Raw genomic sequence first — 21,266 nt, forward strand, 5'->3', positions numbered from 1 at the left:
CGCAACCCGAACTGCTGGACCCGCGCGACGTGCCGCGTCGCCGCCCGGGCAGCCCGCAGGGCCGCATCGCGCTGCTGCATGCGGTCGCGCATATCGAACTGAATGCGGTCGACCTGCATTGGGATATCATCGCGCGCTTCGGCCATATCGCCATGCCCCCCGGTTTCTATGACGACTGGGTGAAATCCGCCGCCGAGGAATCCAGACATTTCAACATGATCTGCGATTGTCTTGAGGCATCGGGCAGCCATTACGGCGCGCTGCCCGCCCATGCGGGCATGTGGCGCGCGGCCTCGGACACGGCGGAAGACCTGTTCGGCCGCCTTGCCGTGGTGCCCATGGTACTGGAGGCCCGCGGCCTCGACGTCACCCCCGGCATGATCGACATTTTCCGCCGCGCCGGGGCCGATCAGGCCGTCGCCGCGCTGGAGGTGATTTACGCCGAAGAAGTGGGCCATGTTGCCTATGGCTCCAAATGGTTCAACTGGCTGTGCGGCCGGGATGGGCTGGACCCGAAAGAGGTGTTCCATACCCTTGTACGGCAGTATTTCCACGGCGCGCTGAAACCTCCGTTCAATGAAGAAAAACGCGCCGAAGCCGGGCTGCCCCCCGATTTCTACTGGCCGCTGACCGGGAAGGATGAACCCGTCGACTGATCGGCGGGATATTGCCGATTTCTGCACAGCAGCAGGCGGCATTCGCCTGCATCGGTTCAAATTTGTTGCGGCAGCGGCAGGCGCGCCTTAATCACGTCGCCGGGGATCAGGTGCCAATGCGCACCGATGGCCGGGTAACCGGGGACACGACGTGACTTCCGGTTCCATTGCCGCAACAAAAATGGAAAACCGTGTGCTGACGCGTCTCGCCTACCGGATCAACGCCACGCTCGACCGCTATCTGCCCGAGCAGCGCCTGTTCCTGAAATCGGATACCGCCACCCGCTTTATCCGCCTGCGTCCCGCGACCCAGGCCATTGCCCTTGCGGGCGGCGGCCTTCTGGTGGCCTGGACCTTCATCGCAACTTCGATCCTGCTGATGGACAGCATTTCAGCCGGGTCCGACCGCGACCAGTCGCTCCGCCAGCAGGCCCTGTTCGAGGAACGGCTGACCACGCTTTCCAACGACCGCGACCGCCGCGCCGAGGAAGCGGTGAATGCGCAGGACCGCTTCAATCTGGCGCTGGCCGAGGTCAGCGACATGCAGGCCCGGCTTCTGGCCTCCGAAGACCGCCGGAAGGAACTGGAAACCGGCATCGACGTGATCCAGAACACGCTGCGCCGCACCATCAAGGAACGCGACGATGCCCGCGCTGCCGCCGACAAGGCGCGCACGGCGCTGGCCAGCGCCGGCGGCACCCATACCGAAGCCGGTCGCGCCCGCGATGCGCTGGCCACACTCGACATCATGGCGGGCGCGCTTGGCAATACAGCCAAAGAGCGGGACGAAATGGCGCGCGTGGCCGAGGCCGCCCGTGACGAAACCGCCGCCATCACCCGCTCCAAAGAAGAGCTGGAACTGCGCAACGACGCCATTTTCGCCCGGCTGGAAGAGGCGGTGACCGTCTCGATGGGGCCGCTGGACAAGATGTTCCGCGCCGCGGGCATGTCGCCGGACGATCTGCTGAAACAGGTGAAACGCGGCTATTCCGGCCAGGGTGGCCCGCTGATGCCCTTCGTATCCACCAAGGGCACCACACTCAGCCCCGACGAACAGCGCGCCAATGCGATTCTCCAGGGTCTCGACCGGATGAACCTCTACCGGCTGGCGGCGGTGAAATCGCCCTTCGCCAATCCGATTCCATCTGGCAACTACCGCTTCACCTCGGGCTTCGGCTATCGCCGCGATCCCAAGGGCGCGGGCACCCGCATGCATGCGGGCCTCGATTTCGCGGGCTCCTATGGCACCGCGATCCGCGCCACCGCCGATGGCGTCGTGGTCCATGCAGGCTGGAGCAACGGTTACGGCCGCATGGTCAAGATCCGTCATGACTTCGGGCTGGAAACGCTCTATGGTCATATGTCGCAAATCCGCGTCAGCGTAGGCCAAAGGGTATCGCGCGGCGACCGGATCGGTGATATGGGCAATTCAGGCCGGTCCACCGGCACACATCTTCACTACGAGGTTCATGTCGGGGGCCGCCCGGTCAATCCGATGACCTTCATCAAGGCAGCGAGCGATGTTTTCTAAAAGCAGAATCAACGAACCCGGTCCGAAACAGGTGGAAGGCGAAAAAGCCAAGCCCGCGGACCTGCCTGCCGCCAAGCCCGCGATGGATTTCTCGGCTTCGGCGGTGAAGGCCAAGCCCAATGCTTCGGTGCTGTCCTCCGATCTGACGGTGGTCGGCAATCTGCGCACCACCGGCGATATCCAGGTGGAAGGCACGGTCGAGGGCGATATCCGCGCCCATCTTCTGACCGTGGGCGAAACCGCCACCATCCGGGGCGAGATCGTGGCGGATGACATCGTGGTCAACGGCCGCGTCATCGGTCGCGTGCGCGGCCTGAAGGTGCGCCTCACCTCCACCGCGCGGGTCGAGGGCGACATCATCCACAAGACCATTGCCATCGAATCGGGCGCCCATTTCGAAGGCTCGGTCCAGCGTCAGGACGACCCGCTGAATGGCGTTAAGGCCATCGCCGGCCCGAAAGAAGACTGATCGGAGCCTTTCTGATCCATCAGGGGCGCCCTACGGCGCCCCTTTTTCTTTACGCCCTGCTTCTTGCCCAAATACTCAAAACGCCAGCCTCACCGCCCCGCGCGGTCAGGTCAGTGCGCACCGATACAGATGCCACGAGGCATGGCCCAGCACCGGCAAGGCCACCAGAAGGCCCAGAAAGGCCGGAATCATCGCGACGAACAGCGTGATGGCGATGAAGGCGCCCCATGCCAGCATGACCACCGGATTTTCCCGCACCAGCGCAAGGCTCGTCAGCATCGCCGTGACGAAATCCACCTCCCGCTCCAGCAGCAAGGGCAGGCTCACCACCGTCAGCGAAAACAGCAGCGTCGCAAAGACCGCACCGATCGCTGTGCCCACCGCCAGCATCATCAGCCCCTGCCCGGTCAGGAACAGACCCAGCGAACTGGAGACATTGGTCAGCGTCGCGGTGCCCAGGAACAACGCGAAGATCATATGCGCGAGGAAATTCCAGAACAGGAAGAAGACCACGACCACCGCAGCAATCGAGGGGATCTGCCGGTCCTTCTGACGAAAGATCACCCCGGCAATGCCCCCCCAGTCCAGCGGCTCGCCTGCCTGCAAGTGGCGCGAGATTTCATAGAAACCGCAGGCGATGAACGGACCGAGGATCGGGAAGCCGGCACTTGCGGGCAGCGTCCACCACAATTGTCCGCGCGCGGTCAGCGCCCAGGCCACCAGCCAGCCGCCCAGCACATAGACCGAGGCGAAGGCCAGTCCATAGACAGGCGCCGCGCGGAAATCGCGCCAGCCCGCGCGCAGGCTCGCGCCCAGATCAGCAAAGGTGACCTCGTTGATTTCGGGCACATGCGGTGGCCCGGTCTCGACATGCGTCATAATGTCCTCCCTCTTGGGAGAACCTTAAGCGCGCGGTGTCAGGATCGAAAAGATGTAATTGCGCGGCGAGTTTACCGCGCGCCGTTCAATCCTCAGCGGTGGCCTCGGCACGGCTCTTGCCGGCCACATCCATGGCCAGTGTCGCCTGCATGAAACGGTCCAGATCACCGTTCAGAACCCCGTCGGTATCCGAGGTTTCCACCCCGGTCCGCAGATCCTTGACCATCTGATAGGGTTGCAGGACGTAAGAGCGGATCTGGTTGCCCCAGCCCGCATCGCCCTTCGCTTCATGCGCGGCGTTGATCGCAGCGTTCCGTTTGTCCAGTTCCATCTGGTACAGCCGCGATTTCAGCGCCTTCATGGCGATGTCGCGGTTCTGGTGCTGCGATTTTTCCGAACTGGTCACCACGATGCCGGTGGCAAGGTGGGTGATCCGCACCGCCGAGTCGGTGGTGTTGACGTGCTGGCCACCCGCCCCCGACGACCGATAGGTGTCGATGCGAATTTCGTTCGGCAGCACCTCGATCTCGATATTGTCGTCCACCACCGGATAGACCCAGACCGAAGAAAACGACGTATGCCGCCGCGCAGCCGAGTCGTAGGGCGAAATCCGCACCAGCCGGTGCACGCCACTTTCCGACTTCAGCCAGCCATAGGCATTATGGCCCGAAATCTTGTAGGCGACGGATTTGATGCCCGCTTCCTCGCCTTCCGAAATCGACTGAAGCTCGACCTTGTAGCCCTTCTTTTCCGCCCAGCGTGTATACATCCGCGCCAGCATCGAGGCCCAGTCGCAGCTTTCGGTGCCCCCCGCGCCCGCGTTGATCTCAAGGAAGGTGTCGTTGCCGTCAGCCTCACCGTCCAGCAGCGCCTCAAGCTCCTTCTCGCGCGCGGTCTGCACCAGTGCCCTGATCCCGGCCTCGGCCTCGGTGACGATCTCGTTATCACCCTCCATCTCGCCCAGTTCGATCAGTTCCAGATTGTCACGCAGCCCGCTGTCGATCATCCGGTAGGTGCCGATGGCATCCATCAGCATCTGCCGCTCGCGCATCAGCTTCTGCGCCTTGGCCGGATCGTTCCAGAGGTTCGGGTCCTCGATCATGGCGTTGAATTCTTCCAGCCGGTGCGGCGCCGTCTCGTAATCCATCCGCTGCGCCAGCAGGGCCAGCGACTTGCGGATGGTTTCGGCTTGGGACTGGGTTTCGGCGCGCATGGCGGGTTCTCTCGTATCGGATGGACGGCTGCGGGGCCAGGATGCCCGGCGCAGGGTAATAACGCCTCGCCCCCCGCCCGGCAAGGGCGTGGTGGGGACGGAAGTTCAGTAAAGCCCGCCGGAGGACAGGGTGCCAAAGTCGGCCTTCTTCGGAATGACCCGCGTCTTGCCGGTGGCGGTGGTGACGGTGGAGCCGCCGGTTTCCACCTCCCCCTGCGCGAACAGCGGCAGGTTCGCCCCCATCGCAAAGCCACCATCCACCATCGCGCCGATGCCGAAGATCGGGTCTTCGCCCTCGCGGAAATATTCCGACACCACATTGTCGCCGGTGGCGCTGTCCGGCAGACGGGCGCCGGTGAAGCGGTCGATCTTCACGAAATAGCCGCCGGGCGGCACGGCAAACTTGCCACCACCGTATTTCTTGATGGCGCTGCGCATGAAGCTTTCAAAGACCGGGCCGCACAGCCCGCCGCCCGAGGCGCGACCGCCCAGGGTGCGCGGATTGTCATAGCCGATATAACAACCCGCCGCGATGTTCGAGGTATAGCCGATGAACCAGACATCCTTGGCGTCGTTCGTGGTGCCGGTTTTGCCTGCCACCGGAACCGGCAGGTTGATCCCGCGGGCCGTGCCGCGCTGCACCACGCCCTGCATCATCGAAGTCAGCTGATAGGCCGTGATCGGGTCCATCACCTGATCGCGGGTCGAGCTGATATGCGGTGCCTCACCCGCCGGTAGGGCCGGCGCGCCGCAATCCTCGCATTTGCGCGGGTCGTGTTTGTAGATCGTCTTGCCATAACGGTCCTGAACGCGGTCGACCAGTGTCGGCTCCACCCTCTCGCCGCCGTTGGCGAACATGGAATAGGCGGCCACCATCTTGAACAGCGTGGTTTCCTGCGAGCCCAGTGCGTTCGACAGGAAAGGCTGCATCCGGTCATAGACGCCGAAGCGCTCGGCATAGCCCGCCACCGTCTCCATCCCGATTTCCTGCGCGATCCGCACGGTCATCAGGTTCCGCGACTGTTCGATCCCGGTGCGCAGCGGCGTCGGGCCATAGAATTTATTCGACGCGTTCTTCGGCCGCCACAAGCCCTGCGGCGTGTTCAGCTCGATCGGGGCGTCGACCACGATGGTCGCCGGGGTAAAGCCCGAATCCAGAGCTGCGGCATAGACGAAGGGCTTGAAGCTTGAGCCCGGCTGGCGCGTGGCCTGCGTGGCACGGTTGAAAACCGAGTCCTGATACGAAAAACCGCCCTGCATCGCCAGAACGCGGCCCGAGAACACATCCATCGCCATGAAAGCGCCCTGCACCTGCGGCACCTGCCGCAGCGTCCAGCGTTTGAAGCTGCCGTCGCCATCATTGGTCATGGCACGCACCAAAACCACATCGCCCACGTCCAGCAGGTCAGATGCAACCTTCGCTTTCGGCCCCAGCTTGCCGCCTTGCAGCCGCTTGCGCGCCCAGGTCACGTCTTCGGCCGGGATGAAATGGCCGTCCTCGTCTTCGTCCACGCCCTCGATGCCGATGCGGGCGGATTTCTCGCCCAGCGACAGCACGACCGCCGGATGCCAGCCCTCGATATCGCGCGGCACCTTGGCCCCGGCCAGCGCTGCGCGCCAGTCGGCCTCAGAGGTCAGCTGCTCGGGCCCGATCTTCTGGCCCGTGCCACGCCATACGCCCTGCGCCCGGTCATAACGTTCCAGACCAGTCCGCAGCGCCTTGGCCGCAACCTCCTGAAGATCGGGGTCAACCGTCGCCTTGATGGCCAGACCGCCGCCAAAGAATTCCTCATGCCCGAAGCTGCCCGAAAGCTGGCGCCGGATTTCATCGGTGAAATAGTCGCGCGGCGGCAGCGCGGTGCGGAAGGCCGGATAATCGCCGTTCTGCACCGATTTCAGCGGCATGTCCTTTTCGCGCAGATAGGTCGCTTCGTCGATATAGCCGTTCTGCCACATCTCGCGCAGCACATAGTTGCGCCGTTCGGTCACCCGCTTCTTGGCGCGGACCGGATGATATTCGCCCGGCGCCTGCGGCATCGAGGCGAGCATCGCCGCCTCATGCGGGGCCAGTTCCGACAGCGACTTGTTGAAATAGGTCTGCGCCGCCGCCGCGACGCCATAAGAGTTCTGCCCGAGGAAGATCTCGTTCAGGTAAAGCTCAAGGATCTTGTCTTTCGACAGCGTCTCCTCCAGCCGGGTGGCGAGGATGATTTCCTTGATCTTGCGTTCGGCCTTGCGCTCGCCGCCCAGAAGGAAGTTCTTCATCACCTGCTGGGTGATGGTCGAGGCACCGCGCACGTTCTGGCCGCGCGATTTCACCGCCTCGATGGCAGCGGCCAGAATGCCCCGCGCATCATAGCCCTTGTGGGTATAGAAATTCTTGTCTTCAGCCGAAATGAAAGCGTATTTCACCAGATCCGGCACATCCTCGATCGGCACGAACAACCGCCGCTCTTCGGCAAATTCGTCGATCATCCGGCCCTCGCCGTCATAGATCCGGCTGATCGTGGGCGGCGTATACTGCGCAAGGCTCTCGTGGCTCGGCAGGTCGCGCGAATACATGTAGAAGACCGCACCGATGGACAGGGCCACGAACAACAGGCCCAGCGTCACCAGTGTGAAGATCGCACCGAAAAAGGATCCGACAAATCGCAGCACGTCTTACCCCCGTCCGAGCCGTGGCCCCCATATAGGCGCTGCGCGGGTCAAGGTCAAAACCTTGCGCCGCCCGCACAGGCACAATCTCGCCGCTGGCCGGGTCACTTCTGGCTTACTGACCCGCCATGCCGGACAGAACCGCATCCTTCGCCGCCCAGTCCTTCAGCCCCGCCACGATGGCCGCCGCCATTTTGGCCCGCCACGCCGCATCCTGCAACCGCGCCAGATCGCGGGCCGAGGACAGGAACCCCAGTTCCAGCAGCGCCGAGGGGATATCGGGCGATTTCAGCACCGAGAAGCCCGCCTCCTGATGCGGATGGCGATGCATCCGCAGCCCCGCCGCCTTGATTGCTGTCACCAGCGCCGCGCTTAAGCGTTCGACCCGCGGCACCGTCTCGGTGCGCGCCATATCCATCAGCACCCCCGCCACCAGATCGTCCTGTTCGGTCAGATCGACACCCGCCAGCAGGTCAGCCCGGTCATGCCGTTCGGCCAGCGTCTGCGCCGCCCGGTCCGAGGCATCGTCGGACAAGGTGTAAACGGTGGCCCCCACCGCCTCGCCCTCGGCCAGCGCATCGGCATGCAGCGACAGGAACACATGCGCCCCGGCCGCCCGCGCGATGGAAATGCGGGTTTCCAGCGGCACGAAAACATCCTCCTCCCGTGTCATCACCACGGTGAAGCCCCCCTGCCGCAGCAGCGCCTCTTTCAGTTCGCGCGCAAAACCCAGCACCAGTGCGGCCTCGGTCGCGCCGTCCCGCTCGGCCCCCGGATCAATACCGCCATGGCCGGGGTCCAGCACAACGACCAGCGCCCCGCTGCCCGGTGCAGGGGGCCTGGGTACATCCGCAGGCGGCGGCAGCGCCCAGCCCGGCGGCTCCGGTGCGGCCGCCTTTTCCGCGAAGGCCGCCGCATCTGCGGGATGCAGTTCCACCTCGACCCGCGTCGCGCCTTCCGTGACCATCCCCGCTTCGGCCACCAGCATCGGCCCCGGCAGTTCCGCGACCAGCCGCGACCAGCCAGGCCGGAACACACCCGCCCGCAGGTCCGGCAGGCCGGGATGCGCGATACCGCCGATTCCCTGCCAGTCCACCTCGCGGAAATCCATCACCAGACGCGGTGGATCGGCCATGACGCGCACCCGCCATGGCACAGGCTGGCTGAGCGCCAGCGACAACCGCACCGTTCCATCCTGCGTGGCCTCGATGCGCGAGTCCTGCGGCACCAGCCGGGCCAGCGCCGAAAGCTCCTGCGCCGCCGCACCGAACCCCGCCCAGATCATCGCCAGCGCCAGAATCAGCCTGCGCATCACGCCCCCATTTACCCTGGTCCAAATATCCCCGCCGGAGGCAGCCGACGGATCAGCCACGCCGCGCCATATACTCTTCCAGACGCCGCAGCCCCTCGGCAATATCCGCCGTCGCCCGCGCATAGGAAAGCCGCAAGGTCTGTGCCCCGCGCACCGGATCGAAGTCCAGCCCCGGCGTCACCGCCACTCCGGCATGTTCCAGAAGCTCCGCCGCGAAAGCCAGTGAATTGTCAGTGAGATGGCTGACATCGGCATAGATATAAAACGCCCCGTCCGGCGGCGCGATGCGGTCAAACCCCGCACGCGGCAGATGCTCCAGCATCAGGCGGCGGTTTTCGGCATAGACCGCGCGGTTCGCCTCCAGTTCGTCGATACAGTCAAGCGCGGCAAGCGCCGCAATCTGGCTCGCATGCGGCGGACAGATGAACATGTTCTGCGCCAGACGTTCCACCACCCTGACATGATCCTCGGGCACGACCATCCAGCCGATGCGCCAGCCCGTCATGCTGAAATATTTGGAGAACGAGTTGATGACATAGACATTATCACTGACTTCCAGCGCACTGACAGCGCGGTCGCCATAATGCAGCCCGTGATAGATCTCGTCCGAGACAAAGCTGATTCCACGCTGATCGCAATATCCGATCAGGGACGCCAGCGCCTCATGCGACAGCATGGTGCCTGAAGGATTGCCAGGGCTGGCGACGATCATCCCCGCCATTTCTACCCCGTCCAGATCGGCAGCGACCGGCTGAAGCCGGTTCTCTGGCGCCGCAGGAATGCCCACCGGCGTCAGGCTCAGCGCACGCAGGATCTGGCGGTAGCTCGGATATCCCGGCTCGCCCAGCCCCACGCGGTCGCCCGCATCGAACAGCGCGGTGAAAGCCAGAAGGAAAGCGGCGGAAGACCCCGCCGTCACCACCACCCGTTCAGGATTCAGATCAATGCCATACCAGCGTTTGTACAGCCCCGCGATCCCGGCCCGCAGTTCCGGCAGCCCCAGCGCCACGGTATAGCCAAGCGCCCCAGCCTCCATCGCCTGCGCCAGAGCGGCACGGGCCCCGGCGGGTGCGGGCGTGCCCGGCTGTCCCACCTCCATGTGAATGATGCTGCGCCCCGCCGCCTCGGCGGCGCGCGCCTTCTCCATCACGTCCATCACAATGAAGGGATCGACCAGAGCGCGTCTTGAAACCTGCATGTAAGCCCCCGTAAACTCGGGCCGACACTGGCCCGGCGGGTCGCGCGCGTCAAGCAGGGCCGGCCCTGCGTTGTCATGCGTGCCCCGCCCATCGGAGAGACGCATGACCAAGACCTTCCTCGCCTCCACCGCGCTTGCGCTGACGCTGGGGCTTCCCGCCGCCGCGCTGGATCTTGGCGCGATGACCGACGCCGAGCGCGCCGCCTTCGGGGAGGCCGTGCGCGCCTATCTGATCGAGAATCCCGAAGTCATCATGGAGGCCGTCTCGGTGCTGGAACAGCGCCAGCAGCAGCAGGCCGAAGCCGATGATCTGAAACTTCTGGCAGACAATTCGGACGCCCTGTTCAACGACCAGAACTCCTGGCTGGGCGGCAACCCCGAGGGTGATATCACCGTCGTCGAATTCCTCGATTACCGCTGCGGTTATTGCCGCAAGGCCTGGGAAGAAGTCGAGGAACTTGTGAAAACGGATGGCAACATCCGCTTCGTCATTAAGGAATTCCCGATTCTGGGCGAGCAATCGACGATCTCGTCGAAATTCGCCATCGCCACCCGGATCGTGGCGGGCGATGATGCCTACAAGAAGGTCCATGACGCGCTCATCACGCTGCGCGGCGACGCAACGCCTGAAAGCCTGACTGCACTCGCGGGCGATCTGGGCCTCGACGGCGCAGCCATCGTGGCGAAGATGGAAAGCCCCGAGGTCAAGGCGATCATCGACGCCAACCACGCGCTTGGCACGAAAATGCAGATCAACGGCACGCCCAGCTTCGTGATCGACCAGACCATGGTGCGCGGCTACGTCCCGCTGGACGGCATGCGCCAGATCGTCGAGGGGCAACGTCAGGACGGGTGAGTTCCGGCTGCCTTGCGCAAGACAAGGAAAGGCCGCTGTCCGCAGCGGCCTTTTGCATATGTCCCGCAATGGTCAGCAAACCCGCTCTCGACTGGCAGCGACGCGCTTGCGGGGAGCCCCTACTCCGCCGCCTCTGCCTTCGCCGCCTCGATCTGCGCGGCGCGGTCTTCGACCAGGCCGACGATATGGTCGATCATCTGGTCATTGGTCATCTTGTGGCTTTGTTTGCCCGCCAGATAGACCATGCCCGCGCCTGCCCCGCCGCCGGTAAAACCGATGTCGGTCATCAAGGCCTCGCCGGGGCCGTTCACCACGCAGCCGATGATCGACAGGCTCATGCTGGTGGTCACATGGGCCAGCCGGTCCTCCAGCGCCGCCACGGTCTTGATCACGTCGAACCCCTGCCGCGCGCAGGAAGGGCAGGAGATGATGGTGACGCCGCGATGGCGCAGGCCCAGCGATTTCAGGATCTCGAACCCGACTTTCACCTCTTCGACCGGATCCGCCGACAGGCTGACGCGGATCGTGTCGCCAATGCCCATCCACAACAGGTTGCCCAGTCCGATGGCCGATTTCACCGTGCCGGACATGAGCCCCCCGGCCTCGGTGATGCCCAGATGGATCGGCGCATCGGTGGCCTCGGCCAGTTGCTGATAGGCGGCGGCGGCCAGGAAGACATCGGACGCTTTCACCGAAATCTTGAATTCGTGGAAATCGTTGTCCTGCAACAGTTTGATATGGTCCAGCCCGCTTTCCACCATCGCCTCGGGGCAAGGCTCGCCGTATTTGTCCAGCAGATGCTTTTCCAGAGACCCGGCGTTCACCCCGATGCGGATGGAACAGCCGTGATCCTTGGCTGCGCGCACCACCTCGGCCACGCGCTTCGCATCGCCGATATTCCCGGGATTGATGCGCAGGCAGGCAGCGCCCGCCTCGGCGGCCTCAATGGCGCGCTTGTAGTGGAAATGGATGTCCGCCACGATCGGCACCGGGCTTTCGGCCACGATCTCGCGCAGGGCGCGGGTGCTGTCCTCGTCGGGTGTCGAAATCCGCACGATATCGGCCCCGGCCACGGCGCAGCGCTGCACCTGCTCGATCGTCGCCTTCACATCCGAAGTGATGGTGTTGGTCATGGTCTGCACCGAGATCGGCGCATCGCCCCCCACCAGCACCTTGCCCACGCGGATCTGCCGCGACTTGCGCCGGTCGATGTTGCGCCAGGGACGGACGGGATTGTGCGACATGATCACGCCTTTCGGTGGTTTGAGGGCAGGCATAAAGGCAAGACGGCTCCGGGGCAATGCCGCCGGAGCCGTCTCTGGATCACGTCTTGCCGAGGCTTATTCCTGCGGGGCGTCGATCTGCGTAGCCTGCGCCACATTGACGATGCGGGCCAGATCGGCGTCATCCGAAAGATCGGCCTCGGCATATTTCTGCGTCAGCGCCTCTTCCGAAAGCGCGATGTTCTTCACGACCTGCGGGCCGGGCGCGGCGGGACCAAAGGCCTTGCCACCCATGACGAAATAGACCGAGCCGGAATTGCCCGAACGCAGCACCGGTGCCGTATCAAGCTGCGGCACCTTGTAGCGTTCGCCCGCGTTCAGGATCTTTTCGAACAGAGTGGAACCATCGGCCGAGGAAACCCGGACCCAGGAAGGCCGGACCGCGAGGATCTCGACCCCGGGTTCTGCCTGCGCCACCACCTGAACCTGATCCTGCGCCGGATCAGCCGGAGTCGCCACGGCAGCAACGCCCCCCGCCTGCGGCAGGCTGGCAGCGGCCAGCGTCCCGGTCTGACGCGGATCAATCGAGGCGATGGGGCCGTCACGCGATACCAGCACCGGCACATCCAGCGCCTGCGGACGATAAAGGCGGTTCATCAGGTCCGGCGAAGCGCCTGCCACCTGCTGCGCGGCCGGGTCTTCGGTCACCCCGGTTTGTGCCTGCACCGTCGCGCGACCGGCGGAAACACCATCCAGCTGCTCCAGCGGGTCGATGTCAGCCACCACGACCGGCGCCTGATCCACCGGCGCCAGTTGCACGCGCTGCACCTCTTGCAGCACGGACCAGCCGCCATATCCCAGCGCGCCGATCAGGGCCGCCAGCACAAGGACCGAGCCGATGGCACCGGGTTCCACCCGGTGAATCCAGCTTTCGCTGCGCGGCACGAACAGCGCATTGGGGTTGCCCAGCGGATCGCGGGTTTCAGATTGCGTGGCTACGCGCGAACGGGCCGCCGTGATCGTCGCGGGCGCGGCAGCGGCAGACATGCCATGCGCCACCTCGAAATTCGCCTCGGCACAGAAGCGCTTGAAGGCCCAGTCCGGGTCCATGCCCAGATACCGGGCGTAGGAGCGCACATAGCCCGCAACGAAGCCCTGCGTCTCGAAGGCCGAGACATCGCAATTCTCGATGGCGGCGATGTAGGTCGCCTTGATCTTCAGCTCGCGCTGCACATCCAGAAGGGATTTGCCCAGCGTGGCGCGCTCTCCGCGCATCACATCGCCGAGCCGCAATTCGAAGTCGTCAAAGCCCTTTGGCTTGTCGGCTTCCGCCGTCGAAGGTTGGTTCCTCCGCCAGATCATACGTCGCCTGCCCCGTTTCTGTCCCGCCTGTGCCCTGAGTCGCCCGCGGGGCGACTCGGTGCCAATCTCATTGCTCCAACCCTAGCACAGCACAAGCGGCATTTGCAGCCGCAGAACTGATTCAGGCAGAAACCTCGGCACGATTTAGCGCACAGTGCTGCCAGAGGCGGTCCATCGCCTTCACAACCGCGTCAATCTGGCTTGACTCATGCACCGGAGAGGGCGTGAAGCGCAGCCGCTCGGTGCCGCGCGGAACGGTGGGGAAGTTGATCGGCTGCACATAAATGCCGAACTGATCCAGCAGCATGTCGGACAGCATCTTGCAATGTATCGGGTCGCCGACGTGCACAGGCACAATATGAGTGCCATGATCAATGATCGGCAGGCCCAGCCCCTTCAGCCGCATCTTCAGGATCTGCGCATGCAATTGCTGCTTGTCGCGCAGTGCCTGCCCCTCAGCGGTCTTCAGAAAGGCGATGGAAGCCGCCGCACCCGCCGCCACGACCGGAGGCAGCGACGTAGTGAAGATGAAGCCCGGCGCATACGACCGGATCGCGTCCACCATCTTCGCACTTGCAGCAATGTAACCGCCAAAAACGCCGAAAGCCTTACCCAGCGTGGCGTTGATAATGTCCACCCGCGCCATCTGACCATCGCGTTCCGCCACACCGGCGCCGCGCGGGCCATACATGCCCACGGCATGAACCTCGTCCAGATAGGTCAGCGCGCCGACCTCTTCGGCCAGATCGCAGATTTCACGGATCGGGCCAAAATCGCCGTCCATCGAATAGATCGATTCGAAAGCGATCAGCTTGGGCGCGGCAGGATCATCTGCCGCGATCAGTTCGCGCAGATGGGCGACATCGTTGTGCCGGAAGATGCGCTTGGCGCCGCCGTTGCGGCGTACGCCCTCGATCATCGAGGCATGGTTCAGCGCATCGGAATAGATGATCAGCCCCGGAAACAGCTTGGGCAGCGTCGAAAGCGTCGCGTCATTGGCGACATAGGCACTGGAAAACACCAGCGCCGCCTCCTTGGCGTGCAGATCGGCGATCTCGGCCTCCAGACGCCGGTGATACAGCGTGGTGCCCGAGATATTGCGCGTCCCGCCCGAGCCTGCGCCGGTGGCATCCAGCGCCTCGTGCATCGCGGACAGAACCGCCGGATGCTGGCCCATTCCCAGATAGTCATTACCGCACCAGACGGTGATATCCTTCTCCGTCCCGTCGGGCTTGCGCCAGACCGCATGGGGGAACTGGCCCTTGCGGCGCTCGATGTCGATGAAGGTGCGGTAGCGCCCTTCGTCATGCAGGCGCTGGATCGCGCTGTCGAGTGCCTTGTCGTAGTCCATGTCCCGTCTCCTGGCTGCGGCTGGTCTGCCGTGCTGGGCCCTTTCTGAGCGGCCTTTGTGCGCGCCGCCTTGATATTGGTCAAATCCTGTATCGCAAAGGGGACATTTTGTCCCCCCTTTGCCCAGCCCGACCTTTCGGTCAGTCCTGCACCGCCACGATACAATCCTTCGTACCGGCCTTTTCATTGCAGGTCTGCACCGCAAGGTCACCCGCAGCCTCGCCCTTCGTCAATGCGAAACTGCCGGTCGAGGGCGAAATCGCCAGCGCACCGGGCGCCTTGTACTCCTTGCGCAGTGCCGCAGTGGCATCCTGCGACAGCGTCAGATCGGCGGGTTTCCAGCCCTTCGGCAGCAGATGCGCCACCACCACACAGGCCGCCTTGCCCTTGCGCTTTGCGTCGCAGCCCTGTCGGGCAGCGGTTTCGGCGGCCCCGACCGTGTGATGATTCACGGCGGCCACCGTGGCCTCGACCATCAGCCCCTCGTCGGGGGAAATTGCGATCGCGCCATACCAGGGCTGGCCGGTGCCGACCATGGTCAGCGCGGTCACATCCGCCTCCGGCAGGCCCGCACCGTCCAGCATCTGCACCACGGCGCCCTCACCGCGATACATCAGCTTCGCCGCCGCCTTGCCGGTCATCGGCTCTGCCAACACGGGGGCCGCCAGCAGCGACAGACACAAAACTGAAACCGGAACCTTCATCATCACACTCCCGTCAGATAGGAACGGCCCCTGAATACCCCGGCGCGGCGGCTCTGGACAGTGCAAAGCCACCTGCTAGGCTTCGCGCCAAAGTCACGAAAAGGAGATCCCCATGTCGCTGGATGCCGTGCTGAAGCGGATTGATGACGAGATTCCGGCCGCGCTCGACCGCCTGTTCGATCTGCTGCGCATCCCCTCGATCTCGACCGATCCGGCCTTCAGGGCCGATTGTGCCCGCGCCGCCGACTGGCTGGTGGACGACCTGCGCAGCCTCGGTTTCGCCGCAGCCGCCCATGCGACACCCGGTCATCCGATGGTGGTGGCGCAGGGCGGCGAAGGTGGCCCGCATCTGCTGTTTTACGGGCATTATGACGTGCAGCCCGTCGATCCGCTGAGCCTGTGGGACCGCGATCCCTTCGACCCCGAGCTTCAGGACGGCGCGCGCGGCAAGGTGATCCGGGCGCGTGGCGCCTCGGATGACAAGGGGCAGCTGATGACCTTCCTTGAGGCGCTGCGGGCCTGGAAGGCCGTGCATGGCACCCTGCCCTGCCGCCTGACGATCTTTCTGGAAGGCGAGGAGGAATCGGGTTCCCCCTCGCTCATCCCCTTCATGCGCGAACATGCCGATGCGCTGCGCTCGGACCTTGCGCTGATCTGCGATACCGGGCTGTTCCAGGATACCGCCCCCGCCATCGTCACCATGCTGCGCGGCCTTCTGGGCGAGGAGATCGTGATCCGGGCTGCCAGCAAGGATCTGCATTCCGGCATGTTCGGCGGGCTGGCGCGCAACCCGATCCATGTGCTGTCGAAGATCCTTGCCGACATGCATGACGAGACCGGCCGCATTACCATTCCCGGCTTTTACGATGGCGTCAGCGAATTGCCCGAGGCGATCCGCGCGCAATGGCAGAACCTTGCCTTCGATCATGCGAAGTTCCTGGGCGATGTGGGCCTGTCGATCCCGGCAGGTGAGCAAGACCGCACGCCGCTGGAAATGATCTGGTCACGCCCGACAGCCGAGGTGAACGGCGTCACCGGCGGCTATACCGGCGACGGCTTCAAGACCGTGCTGCCGGGCGAAGCGCGTGCCAAGGTCAGCTTCCGTCTGGTGGGGCAACAAGACCCTCTGGCGATCCGTGAAGCCTTCCGCGACTGGGTGCGTGCCCGCGTGCCTGCCGATTGCGAGGTGACGTTTGAAGGCCACGGCGCCTCGCCCGCCGGCACCATGGGCATCGACCACCCCGCCTTCGAGGCCGCGCGCGCCGCGCTGGCCGCTGAATGGGGGCGCCCGGCGTCTTATGTCGGCTGTGGTGGCTCCATCCCGATCGCCGGTTATTTCAAGACCGAACTGGGCATGGATGCCATGTTGCTGGGCTTCGGCCGCGATGATGACCAGATCCACAGCCCGAACGAGAAATACGATCTGGAATGCTTCCACAAGGGCATCCGCAGCTGGGCGCGCCTGCTGGCACGTCTGGCGTGATGCCGCCGCCGGGGCCTCACCGCCCCGGCTACCCCAACAGAACGGACATTCACATGACCCTGACGATCCGCGACATCGCCCCCGCCGACCGCGCGGGATGGGAGGCCCTCTGGTCTGCCTATCTCGCCTTCTACAAGGTCGATCTTTCCCCCGACATCACCGCCCATACCTGGACCCGGATGATGGACCCCGCCAGCCCGCTCAAGGGTCGTCTGGCGGTCGAGGGCGATCAGCCGCTCGGCTTTGCGCTGCACCATCATCACTGCTCGACCTGGGTGATGGGCGAAGATTGCTATCTGGAAGACCTGTTCGTCGCCCCAGAGGCGCGCGGCAAGGGGGTCGGCCGCGCCCTGATCGACGATCTGCGCGATCTGGCCAAGGCGCGCGGCTGGCACCGGCTTTACTGGCACACCGATGAAGGCAATGCCCGCGCCCGCGCGCTGTACGACAGCTACGCACCCTATGACGGCCATGTCCGCTACCGGCTGAAGCTGTAAGCCCGTGCACGATCTGCTCGCCTCGCTGCCCGCCGACCAGCCGGTGCTGATCGCCGGGCCGACCGCCAGCGGCAAATCCGCGCTGGCGCTGGAAGTCGCGCGGGTGCAGGGCGGCGTGGTGGTGAATGCCGATGCGCTTCAGGTCTATGAGTGCTGGCGGTTGCTGACCGCCCGCCCCTCGCCTGAGGAAGAAGCGCAGGCGCCACATGCGCTTTACGGCCATATCGGGCGCGACACGCCCTATTCCGTCGGTCACTGGCTGCGCGAGGTGGCAGCAGTGCTGCACAGCGGCCAGCGCCCCATCATCGTTGGCGGCACCGGGCTTTATTTCATGGCACTGACCGAGGGGCTGGCGGAAATCCCGCCGATCCCGCCCGAGGTGCGGGCCGAAGCGGATGCCCTGCGCACCACCGATCCCGCCACTATGATCGCAACACTGGACCCCGCGACCGTGGCAAAAACCGATCTGAACAACCTCGCCCGCGTCCAGCGCGCTTGGGAGGTGCTGCGCAGCACGGGCCGCGGCCTCGCCGACTGGCAGCGCGACACGCCGCCGCCGCTTTTGCCCCGCATCGCCTGTGCCGCCTTTGTATTTCGCCCCGACCCCGACTGGCTGAACGCCCGCATCGACCTGCGCTTTGACCGGATGATGGCCGCAGGCGCGCTGGAGGAAGCCCGCGCCGAACTGCCGTTCTGGGACCCCGCGCGCCCTTCGGCCCGCGCCATCGGCGCCCCAGAGCTTGTGGCTCATCTGCGGGGGGAAATGCCGCTGGAACAGGCGGTTGCGGCAGCGAAGCTGGCTTCGCGCCAATATGCCAAGCGTCAGCGCACATGGTTCCGCGCCCGGATGTCGGACTGGACGACGATCCGTCTGCCCTGACGTTAAGAACGTCGGTTATCCACAGGGCATTGCTGACTTTTCGTCACATTTAACCAGCCAGCGGCGCAAATCGGCCGCCGCTGCCATCTTTTTGCTTGGGTCTTGCGGCACAGGCTGCTTATCTGGGCCGGTCATCGAGTGTTCCGTTGCCCGTGCCTGCCACCCGAACCCGAAAGACCCTGCGGAATGGACGATCTGAGCGCGCTGAAATCCCTTCGCCTTGTGGCGATTCCCCGTCTGGCCGCCGGTGGCCGCTGGCGGGTCGAGGCGATGCGCGCCTATTCCGAATCCTGCCTTCTGTGGTTCACCAAGGGCCAGGGGCGCATCACCATTGCCGGTGTGACACGCGGTTATACCGCTCATAACGCCATCTTCATTCCGCCCGGCGTCATGCATGGATTCGAGGTCGGACCGCAGGTTTTTGGCACCGCTGTGTTTTTCGGGCGCGATTGCCCGGTGCCCCTGCCGAAAGACCCACAGCACCTGCGTATCCGCGAAACCTTTGCCGCGCAGGAACTGAACGTTACGCTGGATGCGATCCTGCGCGAAATGGATGCCGACACTCCCGCCCATGACCGGGCGACACTGGCGCATCTGGGGCTTCTGGGGGTCTGGCTGGAACGCCAGATCGCCCGCGCGGCGCCGGAACAACAGAAACCCGATGCCGCAAAGCGGCTCGTTGCACGCTACACTGCGCTGCTGGAACGCGAGTTCCGCTCTGGCATGGGCGTTGCTGATTTCGCGGCAAAGCTGGGCGTGACGCCGACGCATCTGACGCGCTGCTGCAAGCTGGCCTGCGGCCGTCCGGCATCGGCCCTGCTGCACGACCGGCTGATCTTCGAGGCCCGGCGCCTGTTGTCGGAAACCGACCTGCCGGTGAACCTGATCGCGGGCAGCCTCGGCTTCACCTCGGCCGCCTATTTCACCCGCGCCTTCCAGCACCAGACTGGCAAATCCCCCACCGCCTTCCGCCGCGCGGGCTGATCCTTTCCCCGGCTGGCCACAGGGCGATTCCGTTTTAACGGAATCGTCTTGTAATTTTAAATCGCTTTTTACGCCTATTTTCCGGGATTCCGTCCATTTCCGGTAGAATTATGTCGCAAAATTGCTTTGGCTTGCCGAAAGCGGGCGTTGACGTCCGGTCCAAAAAGGGCACGATAGTCCTTGTGAAACTCCGATGTGGCCGACCGTGGCACCCGAGGGTGCGACCGGCCACATGGCTATCGCCGCATAAAGACAACCAAAATACCTGTCAGGGAGTAGAGAATGATCCATACCAAACCTATCGCCGTTCACCCCGCCGCCCCGGCCTATGCCGAGGAAGTGCGCGCGGGCAGCCTGAGCCGGCGCGAATTCCTGACCCGCACCACCGCACTGGGGGTATCCGCGACTGCGGCCTATGGTCTGCTGGGTCTGGCGGCGCCGACCCCGGCGCTGGCGCAGGAAACTCCGGTCATGGGCGGCACGCTGCGCATGAACATGGAAACCCGCGCGATGAAAGACCCGCGCACCTGGGACTGGTCGGAGCTGGCGAATTTCGGGCGCGGCTGGCTGGAATATCTGGTGCAGTACAACAGCGACGGCACCTTCGAGGGGCGCCTGCTGGAAAGCTGGACCGCCAATGACGACGCCACCGAATACACGCTGAACGTTCGCAAGGGCGTGACCTGGAATAACGGTGACGAATTCACCGCCGAGGATGTGGTTCACAATATTGACCGCTGGTGCGATGCCGGTGTCGAGGGCAATTCGATGGCCGCGCGCATGGGCGGGCTGGTCGACGAGGCCACCAAGAAGATGCGCGATGGCGCGGTGACGGCGGTCGACAGCCACACCGTCAAACTGATGCTGCCCGCACCCGACATCTCGATCATCGCGGGCTTCGCCGATTATCCGGCGGCCGTGGTTCACAAATCCTATGACAACGGCGACCCGACCGCGAACCCGATCGGCACCGGCCCCTACAAGCCCGAGGCCAACGAGGTCGGCGTCAAGCAGATCCTCGTGAAGAACACCGATCACAAATGGTGGGGCGAAGGTGCTTATCTGGACCGGATCGAGTATATCGACTACGGCACCGATCCGGCTGCCGTCGTGGCCGCCGCAGAGGCAGGCGAGATCGACGCGACTTACCGGACCGAGGGCGATTTCGTCGCCGTCTTCGACGGTCTGGGCTGGGAGAAATCCGAGGCGCTGACCGCCGGTACGCTGGCCGTGCGCTTCCACCACGCCGCCGCGCCCTATGACAATGTCGAAGTGCGCAAGGCGCTGCAACTCGCCGTCGACAACAATGTGGTGCTGGAGCTTGGCTATGCCGGTCTGGGTCAGGTGGCGGAAAACCACCACGTCTGCCCGATCCACCCGGAATACGCCCAGCTGCCGCCGCTGACCGTCGACCCGGCCAAGGCGAAAGAGAACCTCGCCGCCGCAGGCCATGCCGATACGGAATTCGAGCTCATCTCGCTGGATGACAACTGGCAGTCGGCCTCCTGCGACGCCGTGGCCGCGCAGCTGCGAGATGCCGGGATCAACGTCAAGCGGACCATCCTGCCCGGCTCGACCTTCTGGAACGACTGGCTGAAGTATCCGTTCTCGGCAACCGAATGGAACATGCGTCCGCTCGGCGTGCAGATCCTGCAACTCGCCTACAAGACGGGCGTGGCCTGGAACGAGACTGCCTTCTCCAACGCCGAATTCGACGAAAAGCTGAGCGAGGCGCTGGCGATCGCCGATGCCGACAAGCGGCGTGAGGTGATGAAGCGGCTGGAAGAGATCATGCAGGAACAGGGTGTGCTGATCCAGCCCTACTGGCGCTCGCTGTTCCGTCACATGACCGACAAGGTGCGCGGCTGCGAGATGCATCCGACCTTCGAGCATCATCACTACAAATGGTGGCTGGCGGCCTGATCGCCGGACCGGGGCGCGCCGCAATGGCGCGCCCTTCTTTCCTCATACGGGCCACCCGCCCGCGCCCTGAAGCCTGCCGCCCGGAAAGGCC

18 protein-coding genes are annotated in these 21,266 nt (G+C 64.5%); 9 read left to right on the forward strand and 9 right to left on the reverse strand.

Annotated elements, in window-relative coordinates; translation table 11 throughout:
• The 3 genes from AO684_RS01135 to AO684_RS01145 all read left to right on the forward strand — a co-directional run.
• Positions 1-656: ferritin-like domain-containing protein (locus AO684_RS01135; RefSeq protein WP_054300914.1), on the forward strand; the 656-nt coding region annotated here is incomplete at its 5' end.
• A gap of 193 nt (positions 657-849) precedes the next feature.
• A complete protein-coding gene (locus AO684_RS01140; protein ID WP_054300937.1) occupies positions 850-2,187 on the forward strand; it encodes a M23 family metallopeptidase in 1,338 nt (445 codons plus the stop codon).
• Positions 2,177-2,656 (forward strand): polymer-forming cytoskeletal protein, encoded by a 480-nt coding sequence (locus AO684_RS01145; protein ID WP_054300915.1) that lies wholly within the window; start codon positions 2,177-2,179, stop codon positions 2,654-2,656. The genes AO684_RS01140 and AO684_RS01145 overlap by 11 nt, the downstream gene beginning before the upstream one ends.
• A 105-nt stretch (positions 2,657-2,761) precedes the next feature.
• Here the strand turns inward: AO684_RS01145 and AO684_RS01150 are convergent, their stop codons facing one another.
• From AO684_RS01150 to AO684_RS01170, 5 genes are all read right to left on the reverse strand, one after another.
• On the reverse strand, positions 2,762-3,535 hold the full coding sequence (locus AO684_RS01150) for a DUF2189 domain-containing protein (protein ID WP_054300916.1): 774 nt from the start codon (positions 3,533-3,535) through the stop codon (positions 2,762-2,764).
• Between the two features lie 85 nt (positions 3,536-3,620).
• Complete coding sequence (gene prfB, locus AO684_RS01155; RefSeq protein ID WP_054300917.1) at positions 3,621-4,748, reverse strand: peptide chain release factor 2; 1,128 nt, start codon at positions 4,746-4,748, stop codon at positions 3,621-3,623.
• 105 nt (positions 4,749-4,853) lie between these two features.
• Positions 4,854-7,406, reverse strand: coding sequence for a penicillin-binding protein 1A (locus AO684_RS01160; RefSeq protein ID WP_054300918.1), 2,553 nt, complete (start codon positions 7,404-7,406; stop codon positions 4,854-4,856).
• Positions 7,407-7,518: 112 nt separating this feature from the next.
• A complete protein-coding gene (locus AO684_RS01165) occupies positions 7,519-8,715 on the reverse strand; it encodes an N-acetylmuramoyl-L-alanine amidase (protein WP_054300919.1) in 1,197 nt (398 codons plus the stop codon).
• 52 nt (positions 8,716-8,767) lie between these two features.
• Positions 8,768-9,913, reverse strand: a complete 1,146-nt coding sequence (locus AO684_RS01170) for a pyridoxal phosphate-dependent aminotransferase (protein ID WP_054300938.1) — start codon at positions 9,911-9,913, stop codon at positions 8,768-8,770.
• Between the two features lie 103 nt (positions 9,914-10,016).
• Between AO684_RS01170 and AO684_RS01175 the strand changes: the two genes are divergently transcribed.
• On the forward strand, positions 10,017-10,769 hold the full coding sequence (locus AO684_RS01175; RefSeq protein WP_054300920.1) for a DsbA family protein: 753 nt from the start codon (positions 10,017-10,019) through the stop codon (positions 10,767-10,769).
• Between the two features lie 119 nt (positions 10,770-10,888).
• Here AO684_RS01175 and ispG read toward each other — a convergent pair whose 3' ends face one another.
• The 4 genes from ispG to AO684_RS01195 all read right to left on the reverse strand — a co-directional run bounded on the left by ispG (position 10,889) and on the right by AO684_RS01195 (position 15,411).
• On the reverse strand, positions 10,889-12,013 hold the full coding sequence (gene ispG, locus AO684_RS01180; RefSeq protein ID WP_054300921.1) for a flavodoxin-dependent (E)-4-hydroxy-3-methylbut-2-enyl-diphosphate synthase: 1,125 nt from the start codon (positions 12,011-12,013) through the stop codon (positions 10,889-10,891).
• A 96-nt stretch (positions 12,014-12,109) separates the two neighbouring features.
• Positions 12,110-13,354, reverse strand: a complete 1,245-nt coding sequence (locus AO684_RS01185; protein ID WP_054300922.1) for a RodZ domain-containing protein — start codon at positions 13,352-13,354, stop codon at positions 12,110-12,112.
• 121 nt (positions 13,355-13,475) lie between these two features.
• Complete coding sequence (gene hemA / locus AO684_RS01190) at positions 13,476-14,705, reverse strand: 5-aminolevulinate synthase (protein WP_054300923.1); 1,230 nt, start codon at positions 14,703-14,705, stop codon at positions 13,476-13,478.
• A 139-nt stretch (positions 14,706-14,844) separates the two neighbouring features.
• Positions 14,845-15,411 (reverse strand): hypothetical protein, encoded by a 567-nt coding sequence (locus AO684_RS01195; protein WP_054300924.1) that lies wholly within the window; start codon positions 15,409-15,411, stop codon positions 14,845-14,847.
• Between the two features lie 109 nt (positions 15,412-15,520).
• Here AO684_RS01195 and AO684_RS01200 point away from each other — a divergent pair, with 109 nt between their 5' ends.
• The 5 genes from AO684_RS01200 (at position 15,521) to AO684_RS01220 (ending at position 21,175) form a co-directional block, all read left to right on the forward strand.
• Positions 15,521-16,891, forward strand: coding sequence for a M20/M25/M40 family metallo-hydrolase (locus AO684_RS01200; RefSeq protein WP_054300925.1), 1,371 nt, complete (start codon positions 15,521-15,523; stop codon positions 16,889-16,891).
• Between the two features lie 53 nt (positions 16,892-16,944).
• Positions 16,945-17,388, forward strand: coding sequence for a GNAT family N-acetyltransferase (locus AO684_RS01205; protein WP_054300926.1), 444 nt, complete (start codon positions 16,945-16,947; stop codon positions 17,386-17,388).
• A 4-nt stretch (positions 17,389-17,392) separates the two neighbouring features.
• On the forward strand, positions 17,393-18,268 hold the full coding sequence (miaA, locus tag AO684_RS01210) for a tRNA (adenosine(37)-N6)-dimethylallyltransferase MiaA (protein WP_189380491.1): 876 nt from the start codon (positions 17,393-17,395) through the stop codon (positions 18,266-18,268).
• A 186-nt stretch (positions 18,269-18,454) separates the two neighbouring features.
• Positions 18,455-19,252, forward strand: coding sequence for an AraC family transcriptional regulator (locus AO684_RS01215; RefSeq protein WP_054300927.1), 798 nt, complete (start codon positions 18,455-18,457; stop codon positions 19,250-19,252).
• Between the two features lie 282 nt (positions 19,253-19,534).
• The gene (locus tag AO684_RS01220; protein WP_054300928.1) at positions 19,535-21,175 is read left to right on the forward strand and encodes an ABC transporter substrate-binding protein; all 1,641 of its coding nucleotides are present in this window, start codon (positions 19,535-19,537) and stop codon (positions 21,173-21,175) included.
• Positions 21,176-21,266: the final 91 nt, after the last annotated feature.

Origin of the sequence: Gemmobacter sp. LW-1 (assembly GCF_001303875.1) — a bacterium.
GTDB lineage: Bacteria > Pseudomonadota > Alphaproteobacteria > Rhodobacterales > Rhodobacteraceae > Gemmobacter > Gemmobacter caeni.

What these genes read in the sequence shown, in the direction of transcription:
- AO684_RS01205 (WP_054300926.1), top strand. Translation starts at nt 16,945, where the DNA reads ATGACCCTGACGATCCGCGACATCGCCCCCGCCGACCGCGCGGGATGG.
- AO684_RS01150 (WP_054300916.1), bottom strand. Translation starts at nt 3,535, where the DNA reads ATGACGCATGTCGAGACCGGGCCACCGCATGTGCCCGAAATCAACGAG.
- ispG (WP_054300921.1), bottom strand. Translation starts at nt 12,013, where the DNA reads ATGTCGCACAATCCCGTCCGTCCCTGGCGCAACATCGACCGGCGCAAG.
- AO684_RS01215 (WP_054300927.1), top strand. Translation starts at nt 18,455, where the DNA reads ATGGACGATCTGAGCGCGCTGAAATCCCTTCGCCTTGTGGCGATTCCC.
- AO684_RS01200 (WP_054300925.1), top strand. Translation starts at nt 15,521, where the DNA reads ATGTCGCTGGATGCCGTGCTGAAGCGGATTGATGACGAGATTCCGGCC.
- AO684_RS01145 (WP_054300915.1), top strand. Translation starts at nt 2,177, where the DNA reads ATGTTTTCTAAAAGCAGAATCAACGAACCCGGTCCGAAACAGGTGGAA.
- AO684_RS01175 (WP_054300920.1), top strand. Translation starts at nt 10,017, where the DNA reads ATGACCAAGACCTTCCTCGCCTCCACCGCGCTTGCGCTGACGCTGGGG.
- AO684_RS01220 (WP_054300928.1), top strand. Translation starts at nt 19,535, where the DNA reads ATGATCCATACCAAACCTATCGCCGTTCACCCCGCCGCCCCGGCCTAT.
- AO684_RS01195 (WP_054300924.1), bottom strand. Translation starts at nt 15,411, where the DNA reads ATGATGAAGGTTCCGGTTTCAGTTTTGTGTCTGTCGCTGCTGGCGGCC.
- hemA (WP_054300923.1), bottom strand. Translation starts at nt 14,705, where the DNA reads ATGGACTACGACAAGGCACTCGACAGCGCGATCCAGCGCCTGCATGAC.
- AO684_RS01185 (WP_054300922.1), bottom strand. Translation starts at nt 13,354, where the DNA reads ATGATCTGGCGGAGGAACCAACCTTCGACGGCGGAAGCCGACAAGCCA.
- AO684_RS01165 (WP_054300919.1), bottom strand. Translation starts at nt 8,715, where the DNA reads ATGCGCAGGCTGATTCTGGCGCTGGCGATGATCTGGGCGGGGTTCGGT.
- AO684_RS01170 (WP_054300938.1), bottom strand. Translation starts at nt 9,913, where the DNA reads ATGCAGGTTTCAAGACGCGCTCTGGTCGATCCCTTCATTGTGATGGAC.
- prfB (WP_054300917.1), bottom strand. Translation starts at nt 4,748, where the DNA reads ATGCGCGCCGAAACCCAGTCCCAAGCCGAAACCATCCGCAAGTCGCTG.